We start from the raw sequence: 16,861 nt of genomic DNA on the forward strand, positions 1-16,861 counted from the left end.
GCTGGCGAGGGGCCTGGGTGGTGTTGCCGGTGCGTCTGTGGCGCTTTAACGCGCCGCTTTACTCAAGCCCGGGCGGCGTAGGCGTACAGCAGCGTTTCCTGGGCGGAGATCGGTGCGGCCTCGCCCGGATCCTGCTTGATGTAGGTGCCGTCGGCCTGCAGCAGCCAGCTCTGGCAGTTGTCGACCAGATAGGTCTCGAGGTCCTTGCGCACCCGGGCGGCGAGCTTCTTGTCGAGCAGCGGGAAGCAGGTCTCGACCCGATGGAACATGTTGCGCGCCATGAAGTCCGCGCTGGAGCCCCATATCTCGGGCTTGCCGTCGTTGTGGAAGTGGAACACCCGGGTGTGTTCGAGGAAGCGACCGATCACCGAGCGCACCCGGATATTCTCGGAGATGCTGGGCAGGCCAGGGCGCAGGCAGCACATGCCGCGGATGATCAGGTCGCACTCGACGCCGGCCTGGGAGGCGCGGTAGAGCGCCTGGATCAGCTTGGGTTCGGTTAGTGAGTTGCACTTGACGATGATATGGGCGCGCTTGCCCTTGCGCGCGTAGCTTGCCTCCCGCTCGATCATTTCCACGACCCGTTCGTGCAGGGTGAAGGGGGCGTGCAGCAGCTTCTCGATCTGGCGGGTGCGGCCCATGCCGGACAGTTGCTGGAACACCTTGTGCACGTCGGCGCACAGCACAGGGTCCGCGGTGAGCAGGCTGTAGTCGGTGTAGAGCTTGGCCGTCTTGGAGTGATAGTTGCCGGTGCCGAGGTGAGCGTAGTGGCGCAGCGCGCCCTTCTCGCGGCGCACGATGTGCATCATCTTGGCGTGGGTCTTGTAGGCCATCACCCCGTAGATGACGATGGCGCCGGCCTCCTGCAGGCGCGAGGCCAGCGCCAGGTTGTCGGCTTCGTCGAAGCGGGCGCGCAGTTCGATGACCACCGTCACTTCCTTGCCTTGGCCGGCGGCCTCGACCAGGGCGTTGACGATGGGTGAGTCGGCACCGGTGCGATACAGGGTCTGCTTGATCGCCAGCACGTCGGGGTCGCGGGCGGCCTCGCGCAGCAGGTCCTCCACCGGGGTGAACGACTGGAAGGGGTGATGCAGCAGGATGTCGCCTTCCTGCATCGACTGCATGATGGAGTTGGGTTGCTTGACCTGCTTGGGCACGCCGGGGGTAAAGGAGCGGTACATCAGATCGGGCCGGTCGGCGTCACCCAGTACCGACATCATGCGGGTCAGGTTGACCGGGCCATTGACCCGATAGAGGTCACTGGGTTCGAGCTGGAACTGCTTGATCAGGAAGTCGGAGAGTTCCTCGGGGCAGTTGTCGGCCACCTCCAGGCGCACGCCGCTGCCGTAGCGCCGGGCCAGCAGCTCGCCGCGCAGGGCCGAGGCCAGGTCCGAGACTTCTTCGGGATCGACCGTCATGTCGGCGTTGCGGGTCAGACGGAACTGGTAGCAGCCCTTGACCTTCATCCCCGGGAACACCTCGTCGGCGTGGGCGTGGATCATCGACGACAGGAACAGATACTCGGTGAAGCCTTCCTCGCACAGCTCATCCGGCAGCGCGATGACCCGGGGCAGCGAACGTGGCGCCGGCAGGATGGCGAGGCCGCCCTCGCGGCCGAAGGCGTCCTTGCCCTCAAGCTCGACGATGAAGTTGAGGCTCTTGTTGACCAGCCGCGGGAAGGGGTGCGAGGGGTCCAGCCCGATGGGGCTGACCACCGGGATGATCTCGGTGGAGAAGTAATCATGGACCCACTTGCGCTGCTGCTTGGTCCAGTCTCCACGCCGACGGAAGCGGATGTTGTGGGCTTCCATGGCAGGGATCAGCTGCTCGTTGAGGATGCGGTACTGACGCTCGACGTGTTCGTGGGCGATCTTCGAGATCTCGTCGAGCACCGAACGCGGGCTGCGGCCGTCGGCACCGGTGGTGTCGTCGCCCACGGCCAGCTGGCTCTTCAGTCCTGCCACTCGGATCTCGAAGAACTCGTCCATGTTGGAGGAGAAGATCAACAGGAACATCAGGCGGTTGAGCAGCGGGTGCGCCTGGTCCAGCGCCTGTTCCAGCACCCGGATGTTGAACTGCAGATGCGACAGCTCGCGATTGAAGTAGAGGCTCGGGTCAGTGAGGTCGGCCTCAGGGTCCGGCATTGCCTTGGGCTTGATGCCGGTGCGCGTCTGGTTAAGGCGCGGCACCGGGGTATCGGCCTGGGGCGCGTCGCTCATCGAGACGTCGGACTTGCCCAGGGTCGCATGTTCAATCGTGGCGTTGTCGCTCTGCGCGTCTTCCATGGTGGTTCCTCATCGGGGCTCGGGAAGGGCGCCGCTCCCTCCCCTGATCAGCGGGCCAATAGCCTGGCCGCGCGTTTGGCAAAGTAGGTCAGCACGCCGTCGGCGCCGGCACGCTTGAAGCACATCAGCGACTCGAGGATGACAGTGTCAGCGTCCAGCCAGCCGTTGTCGAAGGCGGCCATGTGCATGGCGTATTCACCGCTCACCTGGTAGGCGTAGGTGGGCACGCGCAGCTCGTCCTTGACCCGGCGGACCACGTCCAGGTAGGGCATGCCGGGCTTGACCATCACCATGTCGGCACCTTCGGTGATGTCCATGGCGACCTCGTGGAGGGCCTCGTCGCTGTTGGCCGGGTCCATCTGGTAGGTCGACTTGTCGGCCTTGCCCAGGTTGGCCGCCGAGCCCACCGCATCGCGGAAGGGGCCGTAGTAGCGCGAGGCGTACTTGGCGCTGTAGGCCATGATGCGGGTGTTGGGCAGGCCTTCACGCTCGAGCAGTTCACGGATGGCACCGATACGCCCGTCCATCATGTCGGAAGGGGCGACCACGTCGGCCCCGGCCTCGGCATGGGACAGCGCCTGCTTGATCAGGGTCTCGACGGTGCGGTCATTGGCCACATAGCCGTCTTCATCGAGGATGCCGTCCTGACCGTGGCTGGTGTAGGGGTCCAGGGCGACATCGGTGATCACGCCGAGCTCGGGCAGGGCGGCCTTGAGCTCGCGCACGCTGCGCTGGACCAGGCCGCTGGCGCTGTAGGCTTCTTCCGCCAGCTCGCTCTTCTTGTCGGCGTCGACCACCGGAAACAGCGCAATGGCGGGAATACCCAGCTCGACGGCCTCGCGGGCCTCTTCGATCAACAGGTCCAGCGACAGGCGCTCGACCCCGGGCATGGACGGTACAGCCTCGCGGCGGCCTTCGCCCTCGAGCACGAAGACTGGCCAGATCAGATCGTCGGCACTCAGCTGGTTCTCGCGCATCAGGCGGCGGGAGAAGTCGTCCTTGCGCATGCGACGAGGACGGCTGGCGGGGTAAAGACGAGGGGTAATGGCACTCAAGACGGCACTCCACGGAAGCAAGGATTCGGCGCCACGCGCTAGTCTGGTGGCACTTCATGACAAAAGCATGACATTGATTGAGTATATTCCTCCTCTCCCGTTCGCCGAAAGTCGCGTCTTGTCGCACCCGTGGCGACTCTCTAGAGTAGTGGCAGTCTTGGCCGCGTCCGGCCCCGTTCGCGACGCGCTATAAAGGAGAATGACATGAGTAAACAGGTAGCGATCGTCTTGTCGGGCTGCGGCGTACAGGATGGTTCCGAGATCTACGAGACCACCCTGACCCTGCTGCGCCTGGACCAGCTGGGCATCGCCTATCGCTGTTTTGCCCCGGATATCGCTCACCAGGAGGTGATCGACCACCACAGCGGGGAGGCCGTCGAGGAGTCGCGCAATGTGCTGGTCGAGTCCGCCCGCCTGGCCCGGGGCGAGATTTCGCCGCTGGACGAACTGTCGGCATCGGACTTCGATGCCCTGATCCTGCCCGGTGGCTTCGGGGCGGCCAAGAATCTTTCGAACTACGCCACGGCCAAGTCCGAGATGGAGGTCCACGAGGACCTGGCCGAGCTGTTGATCGAGTTTCACGATGCGCGCAAGCCGATCGGCCTGATGTGCATCGCACCGGTGCTGGTGCCCAAGGTGCTGGGGCCGGGCATCGCCGTCACCATCGGTACCGACCCCGAGGTGTGTGGCTGCATCAGCGCCATGGGCGGCCTGCATCGCAGCTGTGCGGTGGACGATATCGTGGTGGACTTCGAGCATCGCCTGGTGACCACCCCCGCCTATATGCTGGCCACCCGCATCAGCGAGGCGGCGCTGGGCATCAACAAGCTGGTGGATCGCATCGACGAGATGATGGACGTCAACACCTGAGCGCCGTCTCAGCGGGGCCATGCCCCGCTGAGACGCCAGACGATGGCGGATCATTGTCGCCAAGCGCCTTGAACACCACCGGTGCGAGAGCGGTAAAAAAGCAAAGCCCGAGGCCAATGCCTCGGGCTTTGTGCATTCTGCTGACGGGGGCTCTGCCGGTGTGGCGATCACGCCTCGTCCGGCGCTTCCTCGTCATCGCTGCTCCGCCTCTTGACCAGCCGGCCGAACAGCAGCCCGACCTCGTAGAGCAGGTACATGGGTACCGCCAGCAGGCTCTGGCTGACCACGTCCGGCGGGGTCATCAGCATGCCGATGACGAAACAGCCGAGGATGACGTAGGGGCGCTTGGCGCTCAGGCTCTTGACGCTGGCGGCGCCGGTGAGGATGAGCAGGAAGGTGGCAATCGGGATCTCGAAGGCGATACCGAAGGCGAAGAACAGCTTCAGCACGAAGTTGAGATACTGGTTGATATCGGTCATCACCTGCACGTTCTCCGGCCCGGTCTGGGTGAAGAAGGCGAACAGCAGGGGAAAGACCACGTAGTAGGCGAAGGCCGCGCCGAGATAGAACAGCAGGACGCTCGAGGCCAGAAGCGGTAGCGCCAGGGCCTTTTCCTTGTCGTACAGCCCTGGCGCCACGAAGGCCCAGGCCTGGTGCAGGACGAAGGGAATGGCCACGAACACCGCCACTACCAGGGTCAACTTGAACGGCGCCAGGAAGGGCGACGCCACCTCGGTGGCGATCATCTGGGAGCCTTCCGGCAGCAGCTCCATCAGGGGGTCTGCGACAAACTGGTAGATGTCGTTGGAAAAGGCGTAGAGCGCCAGGAAGATCACCAGGATGGCGATCACGGCGCGCATCAGCCGCGAGCGCAGCTCCACCAGGTGTTCGATCAGTGGGGCGTGGCCCTGACTTGACGGCGGAGTGTCACCGGTATCGCTCATCGGGTGGCGGAGTCCTTGTGCTCGGAAGAGGCGGTGTCATCGCTGGGAGCGGGGGAGAGCGTGGAAGCCGAAGCGCTGGACGACGAGGCGCGTGCGGCGCTGTCGACGGCGTCGTCCAGCCGCTGGCCGGCCGAGGCAGACTGGGCGCCGGTGGAATCCGCCTGCCCGCCGTTGCCCTTGTTCGGGGTGTCGGCGATGGATTCCACGCTGCGCTTGGCCTGGTTGACGCTGTCGTCCAGCTTGCGTTCCTGCTCCTTGAGCTTCTGGCGCAGTTCCTCGGCCTCGAGCTGGGCGCTGATCTCGCGTTGCATGCCGGCCACCGAACGCTTGATGCGTCCGATCCACAGGCCGGCGGTACGCGCGGCCTTGGGCAGGCGCTCGGGACCCAGCACCAGCAGTCCCACCACCCCGATGATCAGCAGTTCCAGAAAGCCGATATCGAACATGTGGCGTTACTTGCGCTCGTCGGAGGATTCGGGCTTGCGCTCCGCCTCGACGTCGTAGGTGTTGTTGGGCGTATCGGTCTCGTCATGACGGACCTGGGCCTGGGGCTTGGCCTCCTCCGACTTGTCCTCATCTTCGTTGACGGCCTTCTTGAAGCCCTTGACCGCGCCACCCAGGTCGCTGCCAACGTTGCGGAGCTTCTTGGTGCCGAAGATCAGGATGATGATGCCGAGTACGATCAGCAGTTGCCAGATACTGATACCACCTAACATAAGAACTTCCTCAATATGCGGCGCCAGGCGCCGTGAATCGTTGGTTCCCGCCGAGGCTCAGGAGCGGCGCGAGGCCTTCTCCTCGTGCCCCGATACGCCGAAGCGTCGGGCGAGTTCATCCAGCACCTGCCGATGGTCGAGTCCCAGGTGCGAGAGCATCACCAGACTATGAAACCACAGGTCTGCCGTTTCGGCGATCAACGCCTCGCGACTGGCTGGATCCGCGTCAACATCCTTGGCGGCAAGCACGGTCTCCACCGCCTCTTCGCCCACCTTCTCGAGTATCTTGTTCAGCCCCTTGTGATGCAAGGAGGCAACGTAGGAAGTGTCAGGATCGGCGTGCCGACGTTCGCTGAGGGCGGCGTCGAGCTGGTTCAGAATATCGCTCATCGGTGAAGATTCCATTAAAAGATCAGTTCCAGATCACCAGCAGTGTGCCGATGCCCGCAGCGACCAGGACCGGCCAGGGCTGATCGGTCAACCAGCCGGACAGCGGTTGCCAGGCCAGCGCCACCGCGGCCAGGGCGAGCCCCAGTCGGGTCCGGCGTATTCGCCTTGCCTGGCGGGTCAGCTGGCCGAGAATGTGGGTCATGACCTCGCCCTGCTGGGTGATCTGGCGCGATCGCTTCTCGGTCTGGGACAGCGCCTGGTGGGCCAGCACCGGCAATTCCGGTAGCTGCCGGGTCAGCTCCGGTGCCTGCCGCTTGAACGACTCCCACAGGCCCTGGGCGCCGGCGCGCTCCTTCATCCAGCGCTCCAGGTAGGGCTTGGCGGTGGCCCACAGGTCCAGGTCCGGGTAGAGCTGACGGCCCAGCCCCTCGATATTGAGCAGGGTCTTCTGCAGCAACACCAGCTGGGGCTGGACCTCCATGTTGAAACGCCGCGCGGTCTGGAACAGGCCCAGCAGCACCTGGCCGAACGAGATGTCCTTGAGCGGTTTCTCGAGGATCGGCTCGCATACCGTGCGTACCGCCGCCGCGAACTCGTTGGCGCGGGTATCTTCGGCCACCCAGCCGGACTCGATGTGCAGCGCCGCGACCTCGTAGTAGTCCTGGTGGAAGAAGGCCAGCAGGTTGCGCGCCAGGTAGTCCTGGTCTTCCCGGGTAAGGCTGCCGACGATGCCGCAGTCGATGGCGATGTACTGGGGGTCGGACGGCGCCTGGCGGGAGACGAAGATGTTGCCCGGGTGCATGTCGGCGTGGAAGAAGTTGTCGCGGAACACCTGGGTGAAGAAGATCTCCACGCCGCGCTCGGCCAGGCGCTTCAGGTCGGTGCCCTGGGCCTTGAGCGCCTCGATGTCGGCCACCGGCACGCCGTGGATGCGTTCCTGGACCATCACCTTGTGGCGGGTCAGCGGCCAGTGGATCGACGGCACATACAACAGTGGCGACTTGTCGAAGTTGCGCTTGAGCTGGGAGGTGTTGGCCGCTTCCTTGGTCAGGTCGAGCTCGTCGAACAGGGTGGTCTCGTAGTCGCGGACCACTTCCACCGGGTGCAGCCGGCGCGCTTCCGGCACCTTGTTGAGCGCTCGCGCCACCAGGTACATCAGCGCCATGTCCTGGCGCATGACCCGCTCGATGCCTGGGCGAATCACCTTGACCACCACGTCCTGGCCGTCGGGCAGCCTGGCGGTGTGGACCTGGGCGATCGAGGCCGAGGCCAGCGGCTCACGGGAAAATTCGGCGAACAGTACCTCGAGCGGCTCGCCCAGGGACTCCTCGATCAGTGCCTCGGCCTGCTCGCCGGGGAAGGGCGGTACCTGATCCTGCAGCCGCTTGAGCTCATTGGCGATATCGTCGGGGAACAGGTCGCGACGGGTCGACAACATCTGGCCGAACTTGACGAAGATCGGTCCCAGCGACTCCAGCGCCAGACGCAGGCGTTCGCCGCGGGAGCGCTCGCCGACGGGAATCAGCTTGAGCGGCGACCAGGTGAATATCAGGCGCAGCCACCAGGGCAGCTTTTCCAGCGGCAGCAGGGTGTCGAGACGGTAGCGTGTGACGACCCAGATGATGCGCAGCGGGCGGAGGATCATGAGACGTCGTTCTCCCGGGCCAGGCGACGGGTCAGGCGCTTGAGACGTGCCTCGGTACGGTCGGTGGCCAGCTCCAGTTCGGTCAGCGCCTCGCGCATGGCCTCGAGCTGATGGCGGCCGGGCAGCCAGCGGGCTTCCTCGAAGACGTACTCGGAGACGTCGGCGCACAGCTCACGGTGGGTGCGCAGGCCCCAGCGGGACAGGCCGCGCAGGCCTTCGGCGAGCTGGTGAGCCGGCAGGTCGCCGAGATAGCGGGCAAGCTCAGCCTCCCAGTCCAGGTCGAGATCCAGCAGCAGGTCGCGGGTCGCCTCGAGCAGGTGGATCTTGCCGCGCACCGCCAGACGGCCCTCGAACATCAGCCGTTCCATGTCGGCGCCGCCGGCCAGCCGGCCCAGGGTGTCGCTGTCCAGCTCGACGATGGCGTCCCAGGCGCCTTCATCGACCTCGTCCACCAGCAGCAGGTCAACCCCCTGGGGGTGATAGCACAGCGCCAGCTGGACACGCGGGGACTCCAGGCACATCAGCACCCGCTGGCCGGCCAGCGAGCGCAGCCGAGAAGGCGAGGCAGGGTCGCGTGCGAGCAGGGCGTTGACGGTCTTCTCGATGCCGGCCAGCAGCAGGGTCGGGGTCAAGGCCATCATGTCCTCAAAGCTTGATGCCGCGATGCAGCGCGACGATGCCGCCGGTGAGATTGGTGTATTCGACGCGCTCGAGTCCGGCGGTTTCCATCATGCCCTTGAGCGTTTCCTGATCCGGGTGCATGCGGATCGACTCGGCCAGATAGCGATAGCTGTCGGCATCGCCGGCCACCAGTTCGCCCATCTTCGGCAGCAGACGGAAGGAGTACTCGTCGTAGGCGCGGGTCAACAGCGGATTGTCGGGCTTGGAGAATTCCAGCACCAGCAGGCGGCCGCCGGGCTTGAGGATGCGCGCCATGGAGGCCAGGGCGGCGTCCTTGTCGGTGACGTTGCGCAGACCGAAGGCGATGGTGATGCAGTCGAAGGTATTGTCGGGAAATGGCAGGCATTCGGCATTGGCCTGGACGTACTCGACGTTGCCGCCGACACCACGGTCGATCAGCTTGTCGCGTCCCACCCCGAGCATGGAGGCGTTGATGTCGGCCAGCACCACCTTGCCGCGCGGTCCCACCATGCGCGAGAACTTCAGCGCCAGGTCGCCGGTACCGCCGGCGATGTCGAGTACGCTATGACCAGGCCGGACGCCGGAACGTTCGATGGTCAGGCGCTTCCACAGCCGATGGATACCGAAGGACATCAGGTCGTTCATCACGTCGTAGCGAGCCGCCACGCTGTGGAAGACATCGGCGACACGTGAGGCCTTTTCCTCGACCGGCACGTCCTGAAAACCGAAGTGGGTGGTGCGCTTATCCATGGGACTCCCGAGTCGTGAGCGATGGCGAGAAGAGCCGATGGGGGCTCTTTGGCAGCGGCCATTGTAGCCTTGCCGAGGTGGCTTGTCTTTGACCGTCACCCGGCTTGTCGCTACACCGGTGTCGATCGCTACAGCTGACGGATCTCGATACCCAGCGGCTCGCGACTGGCGCCGGCCTCGTCCAGACGCTGGAGATAGTCGGCCCAGTTGGCCTCGCGCTCGCGGATCAGCCAGTCCAGATAGTCCCAGCTGTAAAGGCCGCTGTCGTGGCCATCGTCGAAGTGCAGCTTGAGGGCGTAGCGGCCCGCCTGGGTGATGTCGGCAAGGCCCACGTCCTTCTTGCCGACCTGAAGGGTGGCGGTGTCGCCGCCGTGGCCACGGACCTCGGCGGAGGGAGAAAACACCCGCAGGTACTCCACCGACAGGCGGTGGCGGGAGCCGTCGGCGTAGCCGATTTCGAGCTCGCGGGCCTTTCTGTGGTAGTGCACCAGGGTCGGAGTGGGGGCGCTCATGGCGATCCTCTCTGTTTCAGCACGGTGGGCGTGCCCGGACGTCAACGTTGGCGGCATCGAAAGCACGACCGGGCCGCGGCGCAGTGCGCGGCGGCCCGGTCATCGAGGGTGCTTGGCCGGTGGTTACAGGATATACCGGCTCAGATCCTCGTCCATGGCCAGTTCGCCGAGCTGAGAATCGACGTAGGCACGGTCGATGACCAGCGGGTTGCCGAGATCCGAGCCCTTGAACGAGGCCTCCTCGAGCAGCCGCTCCATTACCGTGTGCAGGCGACGGGCGCCGATGTTCTCGGTGCCTTCATTGACGTTAAAGGCGATCTCGGCGATGCGCTCGATGCCGTCATCGGTGAAGCGCACCTCGAGGCCGTCGGTGGCCAGCAGCGCCTCGTACTGACGGGTTAGGGCGGCGGACGGCTCGGTCAGGATGCGCTTGAAGTCGTCCGGCGTCAGCGCCGACAGCTCGACACGGATCGGCAGACGGCCCTGCAGCTCGGGGATCAGATCCGAGGGACGCGACAGGTGGAAGGCGCCGGAGGCGATGAACAGGATGTGGTCGGTCTTCACCATGCCGTACTTGGTCGACACCGTGGAGCCTTCGATCAGCGGCAGCAGGTCGCGCTGGACGCCCTCACGGGAGACCTCACCGCCGCTGGACTGACCGCTGCCCTTGGCGACCTTGTCGATCTCGTCGAGGAAGACGATGCCGTTCTGCTCCACCGCCTCCACCGCGCGGGACTTGATTTCGTCCTCGTTGACCAGCTTGCCGGCCTCCTCGTCGCGAAGGATGGTGAAGGCCTCCTTGACCGTGACCTTGCGGGTCTCGGTCTTGCCCTTGCCCATGCCGGAGAACAGGTTCTGTAGCTGGCTGGTCATCTCTTCCATGCCCGGCGGTGTCTGGAACTCGAGGTTGGGCGCCTGGGGCGACACCTGGATCTCGATCTCCTTGTCGTCGAGCTGGCCTTCACGCAGCTTCTTCCTGAACATCTGGCGCGTCGAGGAGTCCTCGCGCGGCTCGTTTTCCTGGCCACGGGGCGGCGGCAGCAGGGCGTCGAGGATGCGATCCTCGGCGGCATCCTCGGCGCGGTGGCCGACCTCTTCCTTGGCCTGCTCGCGTACCAGCTTGATCGCTGCCTCGGTCAGGTCACGGATGATCGACTCGACGTCACGGCCGACGTAGCCCACCTCGGTGAACTTGGTCGCCTCGACCTTGATGAAGGGAGCCTTGGCCAGCTTGGCCAGGCGCCGGGCGATTTCGGTCTTGCCGACGCCGGTGGGGCCGATCATCAGAATGTTCTTGGGGGTGACCTCCTGGCGCAGCTCGCCGTCGAGCTGCATGCGGCGCCAGCGGTTACGCAGGGCGATGGCCACGGAGCGCTTGGCATCCTGTTGACCGACGATGTACTGATCCAGCGCGTGGACGATTTCGCGGGGCGTCATCTGGGTCATGATCAAAGCTCTTCCAGGGTCACGTGATGGTTGGTGAACACGCAGATGTCACCGGCGATCTCCAGCGACTTCTCGGTGATCTCGCGGGGCGACAGTTCCGTGTTCTCGAGCAGCGCGCGGGCGGCGGACAGGGCGTAGTTGCCGCCGGAGCCGATGGCGATGATGCCACGCTCGGGTTCCACCACGTCACCGTTTCCGGTGATGATCAGCGAGGCCTTCTTGTCGGCCACCGCCAGCAGCGCCTCGAGGCGGCGCAGGGCGCGATCGGTGCGCCAGTCCTTGGCCAGCTCCACCGCGGCCTTGACCAGGTTGCCCTGGTACTTCTCCAGCTGGGCCTCGAAGCGTTCGAACAGGGTGAAGGCGTCGGCGGTACCGCCGGCAAAACCGGCCAGCACCTGGCCGTGATAGAGGCGACGCACCTTGCTGGCGTTGCCCTTCATCACCGTGTTGCCCAGTGACACCTGGCCATCGCCGGCCAATGCCACCTGGTCGCCGCGGCGAACGGAAACGATCGTGGTCATGGAGAATTCTCCTTGGGGAAGCCGAGGCCTCCGGTGACTGTCGAGGGGCAGAGCCCTCTGCATAAGCGATAGGCTGGTAGGTGCGGGCAGGTCGCAAGGATTTCAAGCGCGGGCGACTCGGGAATGCGGCTCGCTGCGCCAAGAAGACGGTGCAACAGAGGAAGAGAGACACCGCCACGATGGGTGCTTGAGCGGTGGCCAGCACGCACCAGGCCCAGACGTGACGTTCTGGGCCTGGTGGGCGTAGCTTCAGTAGGAGGAGGTGTGCCGACGTCAGTTCTGCAGCTGGATCAGCAGCGGCTCTATGCCTTGAGTGCTCATCAGATCCTGGGCCCGCGACAGTTCATTGCGATCGCTGTAGGGGCCGACCTGCACGCGATGCCAGGTGGCGCCGCCGGTGGCTTCGACCTCGCTGATCTTGGCCAGCAGGCCGAAGTCCTTGAGTCGCCCGGCGAGCTGTCGGGCATCGTTGACCTCGCGGAAGGAGGCCGCCTGCAGCATGTAGCGACGCTCGGCGCTGCGCGGGGTCTCGGATGGCGTGGACGACGCTTCCTCTTCGCGGGAGTTGGCGGCGATCACCGCGGCGATGGGGTCGTCCGCGGAGATCTCGTCCTCGCTCGGCTGGGCCGCCTCGGGGCGCTTGGCGGTGGACGCCGGCATCTCCTCATCGGAGGCGATGACTTCGGACTCCGGCAGCAGGGTATAGAACTCGAACGTCGGCATCGGCGGCTCGCTTTCGCTGGCCTGTCCGCCTTGTGCACTGCCACTCGCATTGCTGCCCTGCTGCTCGCCGCTGGAGGGCTTGGGCAGCACCGCCGCCACCGGTGAACGGGGATCCTGCCAGGGAGCGGTACCGTTCTGGTGGTGAGCCAGCAGGAAGCCTGCGGCCACGCCGACGGCGGCCCACAGCCAGCCTGGGATACCTCCGCGGGCCTGCTTGGGTGCTTGCCTGCGCTTCTGGCTGGTGGTTGCTCCGCGCTTGCGCGGGGGCGCCTTGCGAGTGGCCATGGCTTACATCTCCTCCGGTGCACCGACGCCCATCAGGTCGAGTCCATTACGCAGCACCTGACGCGCGGCCAGGCCCAGCGCCAGGCGCGCATTGCGCAGGGCGTCGTCGTCGACCATGACTTTGCAGGCGTTGTAGCAGCTATGGAAGTCGGCTGCCAGATCCTGCAAATATTGGGCGATCTGCTGCGGCTCGCGGGCCTTGGCGGCGTGCTCGACCACCTCGGGATAGCGCGCCAGGCGATTGAGCAGGGCCTTTTCCTGGTCTGCCTCGAGCAGGCCCAGGTTGGCCATGGCGGTGGCGTGGTCGAAGGCCAGGCCTTCGCTCTCGGCCTTGCGCAGCACGCTGCACACCCGGGCGTGGGCGTACTGGACGTAGTACACCGGGTTGTCATTGGACTGCGAGCGCGCCAGATCGATGTCGAAGGTCAGCTGGGAGTCGGCGCGACGGGCGGCGAGGAAGAAACGGGTGGCGTCGCGGCCGACCTCGTCGATCAGGTCGCGCAGGGTGACGTAGCTGCCGGCCCGCTTGGACAGCTTGACCTCGACCCCGGAACGGGTGACCAGCACCATCTGGTGCAGCACATAGTCCGGCCAGCCCTGGGGGATACCGACATCCAGCGCCTGGAGACCGGCGCGTACCCGGGTCACGGTGGAGTGGTGGTCGGCACCCTGCTCGTTGATCACGCTGGTGAAGCCGCGCTGCCACTTGTCCAGGTGGTAGGCCACGTCGGGCAGGAAGTAGGTGTAGCCGCCTTCGCTCTTGCGCATCACCCGATCCTTGTCGTCGCCGAAGTCGGTGGTGCGCAGCCACAGGGCGCCGTCCTGCTCGTAGGTGTGGCCGTTGTCGGTCAGGCGACGGGCGGTCTCCTCGACCTTGCCCTGCTGGTACAGCGAGGACTCGAGGAAGTAGACATCGAAGCCGACGCCGAAGGCGCGCAGGTCCAGGTCCTGTTCGCGACGCAGGTAGGCCACGGCGAACTCGCGGATGGCGTCGAGATCCTCCGGGTCACCCTTGGCGGTGACGTGGCGGTCGTCGGCGTGGATGGTCTCGCCGGCCAGGTAGGCCTTGGCTACGTCCTCGATGTAGCCGCCGCGGTAGCCGTCCTCCGGCCAGCCGTCGCTGTCCGGGCCCAGCCCCTTGGCGCGGGCCTGCACCGACAGCGCCAGATTGGTGATCTGGGCGCCGGCGTCGTTGTAGTAGAACTCGCGGGTGACGTCGTAGCCGGTGGCCTCGAGCAGGCGACACAGGCAGTCGCCCACCGCGGCGCCTCGGCCGTGGCCGACATGAAGGGGGCCGGTGGGGTTGGCGGAAACGAACTCCACCTGCACCTTTTCGCCAGCGCCGGCCAGGCTGCGGCCGAAGGCGTCGCCGGCGTCCAGCACCTGGCGCACCACCTGGGCCGCGGCGTCGGTGGCGGCGAAGAAGTTGATAAAGCCGGGGCCGGCGATCTCGACCTTGGACACGGCGGCGCTTTCGGGCAGGGCCGCTACCAGTTTTTCCGCCACCTGGCGCGGTGCGGCCTTGGCCGGCTTGGCCAGCATCAGGGCGAGGTTGGTGGCGTAGTCGCCGTGGGCCTTGTCCTTGGTCGGGTCGACCTTGTAGGCCGGGGAAAGCTCCTGGGGAACGACTTCCTGCTGCTTGAGCTCGGCAAGAGCGGCATCCAGCAGCGCAACGATGGTGTCTTTCATGAGGCGTCTATGTCCTGTGGCACGGTGGCCGAGCGTGGCGAATCCTGGCGGGAGCACCTGTCGGCGGGCAGACCGCGTATTATCGATGATTGCGCCTGGCCTTTAAAGGCCGGGGCGGCAAAGCTCAGCGTATCGGACCTCAGCTCAGGGTCTGCGGATCGACGTCAATGGACCAGCGGATACGCCGCGCCTCGGGCCAGGCTTCCAGACGGTGGGCTAGCCATTCGAGCGCGGGGTGCAGCTGACTGCGTCGCTCCGCCATCAGCGCGATCTGCAGGTGGTAGCGGTTCTGACGGCGCTCCATGGGGGCAGGTACCGGGCCGAGGCAGTCGAGATCCAGAGCCAGGCTACGTACCTGCTCGCGCAATTCGCCGGCGATCTCCCGGGCGAGTGCCGTCAGGGCGTCTTCCCGGGGGCCTTCCAGGCGGACCAGGGCCATGAAGCGCAGTGGCGGCAGGGCGGCGATGCGGCGTTCTTCCAGCAGCGACTCGGCCAGGGCGTCGTAGCCGCGCTCGGCCAATAGACGAAGGCTGGGGTCGTCCGGGTGCATGGTCTGCACCAGCACTCGGCCAGGGTGGGCGGCGCGGCCGGCGCGCCCGGCCACCTGCTCAAGCAACTGGGCCGAGTGCTCCAGCGCGCGAAAGTCGCTGGCGTAGAGGCCGGCGTCGGCGTTGACCACCACGACCAGGGTGACGTGGGGCAGATGGTGGCCCTTGGCCAGCATCTGGGTCCCGACCAGGATCGCTGGTTCGCCACGCCGGACCTCGGTGAGCATCTTCTCGAGCGCGTCCTTGGCCCGGGTGCTGTCGCGGTCGATACGGTGGACCGGGGTTTCGGCAAAGGTTTCGGCCAGGCTCTCCTCCGTACGCTCGGTGCCGCTACCCAGCGGACGCAGGTCGGCGCTGCCGCAGTCCGGGCAGGCGTCGGGAATGACCCGGCGGCGATCGCAGTGGTGGCAGGCCAGCATCGGCGGTTGGCGGTGCCAGGTCATGCGTGCGTCACAGTGGTCGCACTCGGCCATCCAGCCGCAGGCGTGACAGGCCAGGGTGGGGGCGAAACCGCGGCGATTGATGAACACCAGCACCTGGTGGCCGGCATCCAGCGTTGCCTTGATGGCGTCGATGACCGGCGGAATCAGGCCGCCGCGCCGAGGGCGCCCCTTGAGGTCGACCAGTTCCAGTCGAGCGGGAGCGTGGCGAGTGGCCCGCCGGGTCAACCGCAGGTGAGCGTAGTCACCGGTGCGCGCGCGGTGCAGGCTCTCCAGCGATGGCGTGGCGCTCCCCAGCAGCAGCGGAATGCCATGGCGCTTGGCGCGCACCACCGCCAGGTCGCGGGCGTGGTAGCGTAGCCCGTCCTGCTGCTTGAACGAACCGTCGTGTTCTTCGTCGACGATGATCAGGCCTGGACGTGCCATTGGGGTGAAGATGGCCGAGCGGGTACCGATGATAATCGGCGCCCTCCCGCTGGCCGCCGCCTCCCAGGCGTCCAGGCGCTCGTGGTCGGTCAGCCCCGAGTGCAGCGCCACCACCGGGACCCGGAAGCGCTGGCGAAAGCGCCCCAGGGTCTGCGGAGTCAGGCCGATTTCGGGAATCAGCACCAGCGCCTGGCGCTTCTTGGCCACCACCGCCTCGATCAACTGCAGGTAGACCTCGGTCTTGCCGCTGCCGGTCACCCCGTGCAGCAGGCAAGGGTGAAAGCGATCGAGCCCCTGGTGGAGCTGGTTCAGCGCCTTGGCCTGCTCGTCGTTCAGGGCCAGCGCCGGGCTCGCCAGCAGGCCCTGGCCGTCGTCGGGGGTGGGGCCGGTGAGGGTTTCCTCGTGGCAGCTCACCAGCCCCTTGGCTTCCAGCGCCTTGAGCTGGTCGCGGGTGAAGGATTGCGCCTGGATCACATGGGTGGTGAGGCCCTGGGGATGCTGGCGCAGCATCTCCAGCAGTTCGGCCTGGCGCGGAGCCCGGCCCAGGCGGGCAGGATCGCCGTTCAAGGCGACCTGCCAGCGTTCGCGTACCCGCGCCTCCAGCGGGCGTCCCTGACGCAGCAACACCGGCATGGCATGGGCCAGGGTGTCGCCGAGGGCGTGCTGGTAGTAGCGCGAGGTGAATCGACATAACCACAGCCAATCGCCTGGCAGCGGCGCCTTGTCCAGACAGGCCTGGATCGGCTTCAGCTTGGCCAGCGGCAGGTCGCTGTCGTCACGACAGTCGACGATGACGCCCACCACCTGACGGCGGCCGAACTCGACGCGCACGCGCAGCCCCGGCGACCAGCCCCCTGGCGGGGGCGCCCCCTGGGGGAGGTAGTCGAACAGGCGGCGAAGGGGGGATGGAATGGCGATCCGCAGCACGCGCGGGGCAGGAGAGTCAGCCAATTGGCCTCCACAATGAAGTCTGC

16 protein-coding genes are annotated in these 16,861 nt (G+C 66.1%); 1 reads left to right on the plus strand and 15 read right to left on the minus strand.

Going from position 1 to position 16,861, the window contains the following annotated elements; all coding sequences use genetic code 11:
* Positions 1-62: 62 nt before the first annotated feature.
* Both ppk1 and hemB read right to left on the minus strand, forming a co-directional pair.
* Positions 63-2,285 (minus strand): polyphosphate kinase 1, encoded by a 2,223-nt coding sequence (gene ppk1, locus RBB39_RS13525; protein ID WP_306169148.1) that lies wholly within the window; start codon positions 2,283-2,285, stop codon positions 63-65.
* 47 nt (positions 2,286-2,332) lie between these two features.
* On the minus strand, positions 2,333-3,340 hold the full coding sequence (hemB, locus tag RBB39_RS13530) for a porphobilinogen synthase (RefSeq protein ID WP_108132299.1): 1,008 nt from the start codon (positions 3,338-3,340) through the stop codon (positions 2,333-2,335).
* A gap of 204 nt (positions 3,341-3,544) precedes the next feature.
* On the opposite strand from hemB, the gene elbB reads away from it, so the two are divergent.
* The gene (gene elbB, locus RBB39_RS13535) at positions 3,545-4,210 is read left to right on the plus strand and encodes an isoprenoid biosynthesis glyoxalase ElbB (RefSeq protein ID WP_306169149.1); all 666 of its coding nucleotides are present in this window, start codon (positions 3,545-3,547) and stop codon (positions 4,208-4,210) included.
* A 167-nt stretch (positions 4,211-4,377) separates the two neighbouring features.
* Here elbB and tatC read toward each other — a convergent pair whose 3' ends face one another.
* The 13 genes from tatC to RBB39_RS13600 all read right to left on the minus strand — a co-directional run bounded on the left by tatC (position 4,378) and on the right by RBB39_RS13600 (position 16,838).
* Positions 4,378-5,154 carry a twin-arginine translocase subunit TatC gene (gene tatC / locus RBB39_RS13540; protein WP_045991159.1) on the minus strand — a complete coding sequence of 259 codons (777 nt, stop codon included), beginning with the start codon at positions 5,152-5,154 and terminating at the stop codon, positions 4,378-4,380.
* Positions 5,151-5,600, minus strand: coding sequence for a Sec-independent protein translocase protein TatB (gene tatB, locus RBB39_RS13545; protein WP_306169150.1), 450 nt, complete (start codon positions 5,598-5,600; stop codon positions 5,151-5,153). The genes tatC and tatB overlap by 4 nt, the downstream gene beginning before the upstream one ends.
* Before the next feature lie 6 nt (positions 5,601-5,606).
* The gene (gene tatA, locus RBB39_RS13550; RefSeq protein ID WP_045991157.1) at positions 5,607-5,870 is read right to left on the minus strand and encodes a Sec-independent protein translocase subunit TatA; all 264 of its coding nucleotides are present in this window, start codon (positions 5,868-5,870) and stop codon (positions 5,607-5,609) included.
* Between the two features lie 57 nt (positions 5,871-5,927).
* On the minus strand, positions 5,928-6,260 hold the full coding sequence (locus RBB39_RS13555) for a phosphoribosyl-ATP diphosphatase (protein WP_045991156.1): 333 nt from the start codon (positions 6,258-6,260) through the stop codon (positions 5,928-5,930).
* A 22-nt stretch (positions 6,261-6,282) separates the two neighbouring features.
* Complete coding sequence (gene ubiB / locus RBB39_RS13560) at positions 6,283-7,905, minus strand: ubiquinone biosynthesis regulatory protein kinase UbiB (RefSeq protein WP_045991155.1); 1,623 nt, start codon at positions 7,903-7,905, stop codon at positions 6,283-6,285.
* On the minus strand, positions 7,902-8,543 hold the full coding sequence (locus RBB39_RS13565) for an SCP2 domain-containing protein (RefSeq protein WP_045991278.1): 642 nt from the start codon (positions 8,541-8,543) through the stop codon (positions 7,902-7,904). Before RBB39_RS13565 ends, ubiB begins: the two co-directional genes overlap by 4 nt.
* A gap of 7 nt (positions 8,544-8,550) precedes the next feature.
* Positions 8,551-9,297, minus strand: a complete 747-nt coding sequence (ubiE, locus tag RBB39_RS13570; protein ID WP_045991154.1) for a bifunctional demethylmenaquinone methyltransferase/2-methoxy-6-polyprenyl-1,4-benzoquinol methylase UbiE — start codon at positions 9,295-9,297, stop codon at positions 8,551-8,553.
* A gap of 128 nt (positions 9,298-9,425) precedes the next feature.
* On the minus strand, positions 9,426-9,809 hold the full coding sequence (locus RBB39_RS13575) for a gamma-butyrobetaine hydroxylase-like domain-containing protein (protein ID WP_108132301.1): 384 nt from the start codon (positions 9,807-9,809) through the stop codon (positions 9,426-9,428).
* Between the two features lie 123 nt (positions 9,810-9,932).
* On the minus strand, positions 9,933-11,255 hold the full coding sequence (hslU, locus tag RBB39_RS13580; protein WP_306169151.1) for an ATP-dependent protease ATPase subunit HslU: 1,323 nt from the start codon (positions 11,253-11,255) through the stop codon (positions 9,933-9,935).
* 2 nt (positions 11,256-11,257) lie between these two features.
* Positions 11,258-11,776: an ATP-dependent protease subunit HslV gene (gene hslV / locus RBB39_RS13585; protein WP_045991151.1), complete on the minus strand. Its 519-nt coding sequence runs from the start codon at positions 11,774-11,776 to the stop codon at positions 11,258-11,260.
* 273 nt (positions 11,777-12,049) lie between these two features.
* Positions 12,050-12,784 (minus strand): SPOR domain-containing protein, encoded by a 735-nt coding sequence (locus RBB39_RS13590; protein ID WP_253028466.1) that lies wholly within the window; start codon positions 12,782-12,784, stop codon positions 12,050-12,052.
* Between the two features lie 3 nt (positions 12,785-12,787).
* The gene (gene argS, locus RBB39_RS13595; protein WP_045991149.1) at positions 12,788-14,473 is read right to left on the minus strand and encodes an arginine--tRNA ligase; all 1,686 of its coding nucleotides are present in this window, start codon (positions 14,471-14,473) and stop codon (positions 12,788-12,790) included.
* Between the two features lie 139 nt (positions 14,474-14,612).
* Positions 14,613-16,838: a primosomal protein N' gene (locus tag RBB39_RS13600; protein WP_306169152.1), complete on the minus strand. Its 2,226-nt coding sequence runs from the start codon at positions 16,836-16,838 to the stop codon at positions 14,613-14,615.
* Positions 16,839-16,861 lie beyond the last annotated feature (23 nt).

Origin of the sequence: Halomonas sp. MMSF_3323 (assembly GCF_030733595.1) — a bacterium.
Taxonomy (GTDB): domain Bacteria; phylum Pseudomonadota; class Gammaproteobacteria; order Pseudomonadales; family Halomonadaceae; genus Halomonas; species Halomonas litopenaei.